At 38.4% G+C, this 6,386-nt stretch carries 5 protein-coding genes and 1 riboswitch; of the genes, 2 read left to right on the forward strand and 3 right to left on the reverse strand.

Annotation, left to right across the window (positions count from 1 at the left end; translation table 11 throughout):
* Positions 1-79 precede the first annotated feature (79 nt).
* On the reverse strand, positions 80-1,681 hold the full coding sequence (gene pckA, locus BMY57_RS15600) for a phosphoenolpyruvate carboxykinase (ATP) (protein WP_439895801.1): 1,602 nt from the start codon (positions 1,679-1,681) through the stop codon (positions 80-82).
* Positions 1,682-1,985: 304 nt separating this feature from the next.
* Positions 1,986-2,091, forward strand: a riboswitch (SAM riboswitch).
* Between the two features lie 149 nt (positions 2,092-2,240).
* Here pckA and metK point away from each other — a divergent pair.
* A complete protein-coding gene (gene metK, locus BMY57_RS15605) occupies positions 2,241-3,440 on the forward strand; it encodes a methionine adenosyltransferase (protein WP_091776326.1) in 1,200 nt (399 codons plus the stop codon).
* Between the two features lie 87 nt (positions 3,441-3,527).
* Positions 3,528-5,435 carry an asparagine synthase (glutamine-hydrolyzing) gene (gene asnB, locus BMY57_RS15610; protein WP_091776328.1) on the forward strand — a complete coding sequence of 636 codons (1,908 nt, stop codon included), beginning with the start codon at positions 3,528-3,530 and terminating at the stop codon, positions 5,433-5,435.
* Between the two features lie 27 nt (positions 5,436-5,462).
* On the opposite strand, the gene BMY57_RS15615 is transcribed toward asnB, so the two are convergent.
* Together BMY57_RS15615 and BMY57_RS15620 are read right to left on the reverse strand one after the other, a co-directional pair.
* The gene (locus tag BMY57_RS15615; protein ID WP_091776331.1) at positions 5,463-5,975 is read right to left on the reverse strand and encodes a gamma carbonic anhydrase; all 513 of its coding nucleotides are present in this window, start codon (positions 5,973-5,975) and stop codon (positions 5,463-5,465) included.
* A gap of 129 nt (positions 5,976-6,104) precedes the next feature.
* On the reverse strand, positions 6,105-6,386 hold a 282-nt coding region (locus BMY57_RS15620; RefSeq protein WP_143063819.1), incomplete at its 5' end, for a transposase.

The following is a 6,386-nucleotide window of genomic DNA, read 5'->3' on the forward strand; positions in this document are numbered from 1 at the left end:
CCCTCACTGTAATGGCACTATGATTAGAGCGAAGAATGTCCCAAGTGATTAGCACTCACTTGGGACGTAGTAAGTCGCGTTAGCGATTTTGTTCCTTATAGATAGGTCCAGCTTGTAAAATATCTTCTGTAACGTGATCAAATTTCTTGAAGTTATCGTGAAACTTATTAGCTAGCTCTATAGCTTTATGATTGTATGCCTCTTTATCATTCCAGGTCTTCTTAGGGTTAAGTACGTCACTTGGTACACCTGGGCAATGTTGAGGAATGGCTAAGCCAAAGAATTCATCTTGAGCTGTTTCAACATTGTTGAGCTCACCTTCTAAAGCAGCTTGAACCATAGCACGTGTGTAGCTTAATTTCATTCGGTTACCGACACCATAGGGCCCACCAGTCCAGCCTGTGTTAACTAAGAAAACTTGAGCATCATGTTCATCAATTTTCTCACCTAACATTTTTGCGTATTCAGCAGCTGGTAATGGTAAGAATGGAGAACCAAAGCAAGCTGAGAATGTCGCTTCAGGCTCTGTTACCCCACGCTCAGTACCCGCGAGTTTACTCGTATAACCACTTAAGAAATGATACATGGCTTGTTCTTTTGTTAGTTTGCTGATCGGAGGTAGTACGCCAAATGCATCTGCCGTTAAAAATACAATCGTATTAGGATGACCAGCAATACTTGGTTGAATAATGTTATCAATATGCTCAATTGCATAAGCTGCACGAGTATTTTCTGTTAAACTCGTATCATCATAATCAGGTAGACGAGATTCTTCATTTACCATTACGTTTTCTAAAACGGCACCAAATCGAATGGCGTTATAGATTTGTGGTTCTTTCTCTTCTGAAAGGTTAATACATTTTGCGTAGCATCCACCTTCAATATTGAAAATCCCGTTTTGAGACCATGCGTGTTCGTCATCACCAATTAGGCGACGATTCGGATCAGCTGATAAAGTCGTTTTACCTGTACCTGATAAACCAAAAAATAACGCGACATCGCCTTCTGAACCAACGTTAGCTGAACAGTGCATCGATAAAACATCTTGCTTCGTAGGCAGCATGTAATTCATAACTGAGAAAATAGACTTTTTAATTTCACCTGCGTATTCGGTACCACCGATTAGAACGACTCGATGTTTGAATGATACGATGACAAACGCCTCAGAATTAGTACCATCTACTTCGGGGTCTGCTTTAAAATGTGGGGCAGATACCACCGTAAATTCAGGGGAATGAGAGGCTAACTCTTCTTCTGTTGGGCGGATAAATAATTGATTCGCAAACAAATTGTGCCAAGCGAACTGAGTGACAACCTGAATAGGTAATCTATATTTACTGTCTGCTCCAGCAAAGCCATTAAACGTAAAGATCTCATTTTGTTCAGAGAGGTAATCTGATACTTTGTTTAATAAATTTAAGAAAACCTCTTCGCTGATCGGTTGATTAACGTTTCCCCAATCAACTAAATTTTTAGTCTCTTCATCTTCGACAATAAATTTATCTTTAGGTGAGCGACCCGTGTATTTTCCTGTTGTAGCACGAACTGCACCAGTAGAAGTTAAAATACCCTCTTCCCTAGATAGAATTCTTTCTACTAGACTGGCGATTGGTAAATTCGCCTGATTATTTTTATGCTGAGTAAGCTGGGATACAGACGCTTGAACATTCATCGTTTTCACACCTAACCATCCTTTACAATACAAAATTTATCATTTTATTAGTTTATTTGTTTAATAGTATAACACATTTGTTTTAATAATCCATACTATTTATATATAATTTTTCACATTTTTTCTTCATTCAAGTTTTATTATAAAGTAAAAGTTATAGCATGTCATAATCATAAGTTTATAGTTTTTATGAACGAAGACAAGGTTGCTTAATAAGTAAGTATTATATATGGTATGCTAAAGCTAAAGGGTCCGACATATACCCATTGACACACTGTCTGATTCAAGTTATGATAAATCAGAAACGGAACATCTCTTATCCAGAGCAGTGGAGGGAGCAGGCCCTATGAAGCTCAGCAACCATCACATTTGTGACAGGTGCTAACCTGATGCAAGGGAACACCCTTGAACGATAAGAGTGAAAGGCAGCGAATGTAAACCTTTCCTCATGAGTGGGAAGGTTTTTTCTATGTTATGGGTAAATAATGATGAAATTTAAACAATATAGCTTTTCACATCAAAGTATAAGAGAGCCGTTGAAGATACTAATCGAGGAGGAAACGATTACATGACACATCAACGTCGCCTATTTACTTCCGAATCAGTAACGGAAGGGCATCCGGATAAAATTTGTGATCAGATTTCGGATGCGATTTTAGATGAAATTTTAAAGAAAGATCCAAATGCACGAGTGGCCTGTGAAACAACTGTTACAACAGGGTTAGTTCTCGTAACAGGGGAAATTTCAACTACAACTTATGTAGATATTCCAGCCATCGTTAGAGAAACGATTAAAGGCATTGGCTATACACGTGCTAAATATGGATTTGATGCTGAGACTTGTGCTGTATTAACGTCCATTGATGAACAATCCGCTGATATTGCTCAAGGAGTTGATGAGGCCTTTGAAAAACGTGAAGGTCGAATGACAGATGAAGAGATTGAAGCAATTGGAGCGGGAGATCAAGGCTTAATGTTTGGATATGCTACAAATGAAACAAAAGAACTTATGCCATTACCGATCTCACTATCTCACAAGTTATCGAAACGTTTAAGTGATGTGCGAAAATCTGGTGAACTGGACTACCTTCGTCCAGATGGAAAGACACAAGTAACCGTTGAATACGATGATGATGGAAAACCTGAACGAGTGGATACAATTGTTATTTCTACTCAACATCATCCAGAAGTATCTTTAGAACAGATTAATCAAGATTTAATTGAAAACGTCATCCGTCCAGTTGTGCCGGAGCACCTCATTGATGAGAACACGAAATATTTTATTAACCCGACAGGTCGATTCGTCATCGGTGGACCTCAAGGAGATGCAGGATTAACAGGTCGTAAAATTATTGTGGATACGTACGGAGGATATGCAAGACACGGTGGAGGAGCATTTAGTGGTAAAGATGCTACGAAAGTAGACCGGTCAGCTGCTTATGCCGCACGTTATGTTGCCAAAAACATTGCGGCCGCAGGGTTAGCTGATTCATGTGAAGTTCAGCTTGCTTATGCAATCGGAGTCGCACAACCTGTTTCCATCTCAGTTAATACGTTTGGTACTGGAAAAGTAAAAGAATCTCAGTTAGTTGAGGCTATTCGAGAAACATTCGATCTTCGCCCAGCTGGGATTATTAAAATGTTAGATTTAAGACGCCCAATCTATAAAAAAACAGCCGCATACGGACATTTTGGCCGTACGGATGAAGCTTTTACGTGGGAACACACAGACCGTGTGAGTGATTTGAAAAACTTTCTTAATGTTTAATTAAAAAAGTTGTGACAAAAGCTAATATAGATTCGTCTATTAGTTAGAATAAGATATGATCTATATTAGTTAAGGAAGTGAAGAAAAATGTGCGGCTTCATTGGTGGAATCAGAAGACGACCTGTTAAAGACGAAGAAATACAACCAGAGATCAAAAAAGGAAACGATGTGATCTACCATCGTGGCCCAGATGATGATGGTTATTATGTTGACCCATATATCTCCTTTGGATTTAGGAGGTTAAGCATAATTGATATAGACGGTGGACACCAGCCGCTATCCTACGATGATAATCGTTATTGGATGGTTTTTAATGGTGAGATTTATAATTATGTTGAATTAAGAGACCGTTTAGTAGAGGAAGGTTTTACTTTTTCAACTGAATCAGATTCAGAAGTGATTCTAGCCTTATTTTCCAAACATCGTGAACATGCATTTAAACAATTAAGAGGTATGTTCAGTATTTTAATTTGGGATCGGGAAGAAGGACAACTTTTTGGAGCGAGAGATCCATTTGGGATTAAACCTTTATATTATGCAAATGACGAAGAAGGTACATTTTTCGCTTCAGAGAAAAAAAGCTTGAATAAAATAATTGAAGGTAAATCTAACTTTGATCTAGATAGTCTTCAGCATTATTTAAGCTTTCAGTTCGTACCTGAACCCTACACATTATCAAAAGGAATTAATAAAGTTGAACCTGGGCATTATTTCTATATGAAGCCAGGTGAAGAACCCACTTTTGAGAAGTATTATCAAGTTGAATTTAAACCTAAGAATCTAGAAAAAGATGCCCTAATAAAAGATATTCAGCATGCTTTGTTAGATTCCGTGAATGTTCACATGCGAAGTGATGTACCAGTCGGTTCATTTTTATCAGGTGGAATCGATTCTACGATTATTGTAGCGCTTGCTAAGGAGATCAATCCTAACTTGAAAACTTTCTCAGTTGGATTTGAAAGAGATGGTTACTCTGAAGTAGATGTAGCCAAAGAATCGGCAGAGGCATTAGGTGTTGAGAATATTTCATATACCATTACACCTGAAGAATTTGTGTCGCGATTACCTAAAGTTATATGGCATGCAGATGATCCATTAGCAGATCCTGCTTGTGTCCCATTATATTTTGTAAGTCGAGAAGCAAGTAAACATGTGACCGTTGTCTTATCAGGTGAAGGCGCAGATGAGCTTTTTGGTGGTTACAATATTTACAGAGAACCGCAATCTTTAGAAGTTTTTAATTCGATTCCTAAACCAGCTAAAGACTTATTGGGCAGAGTCGCATTATTCTTACCGGAAGGTGTTAAAGGTAAGAGCTTCTTAATGCGGGGAACGACTCCTTTACAAAATCGATATATAGGAAATGCAAAGATTTTTGAGGAAAATGAAAAGTCTTATATATTAAAGCATTATAATAAGATGCTACCTTATCAAAAAGTGACGGAACCTTACTATCAACAAGTGGAAGACGAACATCCTGTCACTCAAATGCAATATATTGATATGCACACTTGGATGCGAGGGGATATATTATTAAAAGCTGACCGTATGACGATGGCTCATTCGTTAGAGTTACGTGTACCTTTCTTGGATAAAGAAGTGATGACAGTTGCCAGTCAAATTCCGGTTGATTATAAGATTGCCAACGGTACGACCAAATCGATTTTAAGAGAAGCGGTTACCTCGTTTGTCCCTGAACATGTGCTCAATAGAAAGAAATTAGGTTTTCCTGTACCGATTCGTCATTGGTTAAAAGATGAACTCTATGATTGGGCAAGAAACCTTATATTAGCTAGTCAAACCGATCATTTAATCGACAAACAGTATGTTCTTACTTTATTGAATAAACATGTTGAAGGTAAACATGATTACAGCCGAAAAATTTGGACCGTCTTAATGTTTATGCTCTGGCACCAAATTTTTATTGAAGGTGTTTATCATGAACAAGATTTAGTAAGTGACCAAAACTTTGAGATTCAAACATTAACTTCATAAAATAAGAGCCCTAAAATCTCAGGGCTCTTATTTTTGTAGTTTTTTATAAGTTTGTCCTTTTTCTACATAGCTTTTTCTTACACGTTCTAATTCTTTATAATCATCTTCATTTAGCTCACGGATCACCTTTGCTGGTCGGCCAAACGCCATCGTGTTTGGCGGAATGGTCTTACCAGGAGGGACTAAGCTTCCTGCCCCGATAAAGGCATTTTCTCCAATCTCAGCACCATCTAAAATAGTAGACCCCATTCCAATAAGGGCATTCTTACGGATCGTAGAAGAATGTAAGATCACTTGATGCCCAACTGAAACTCCGTCTTCCAAAATAAGTGGATAATCAGGGCTTTGATGAAGCATAGATTGATCCTGGATATTGACGTTTTTTCCTATGTACGTAGGTGACACATCGCCACGTATGACCGTTTTAAACCAAACGCTACTATACGCTCCAATGGTAACATCTCCAGTGATGACGGCATCGTCCGCAATATATGCCGTATCATCGATTGTTGGGTACTTTCCTTGGTATGGAAGTATCATGTTGTTCCTCCTTTTTCTATAAAAATAAACTATTTCGTTATGATGATAATACCATCAAAATATCACATTTCATTTTAAAAGGTACCGTCAATAAGTTTGTGTAAAAAAGTAGGGTGATCCGGTGGAGGGTTATTTCCCCTCCTCGCTTTCGGTCTGAGATCCATAACGTTCCTCAAACATGGCGTGCAGTTCAGGGCTTGCTTCTTTGAACCCACGGAGTTTGCGCGTAGACCATTTGGTGTTGCATTCATCTGAAACCATATAAATCACCTTCTCCACGGCTTCTTCGGAGGGAAGGCTGTTCATCGTTTTCAGACGTTTCTTGAACTCCTTCATGGTGCGCTCGATGATGTTTGTCGTGTAAATCATCGGACGAATAGAGGAAGGGTAGTTCAGGAACGTGGTAAGGAC

This window comes from Piscibacillus halophilus, assembly GCF_900110685.1.
Taxonomy (GTDB): domain Bacteria; phylum Bacillota; class Bacilli; order Bacillales; family Alkalibacillaceae; genus Piscibacillus; species Piscibacillus halophilus.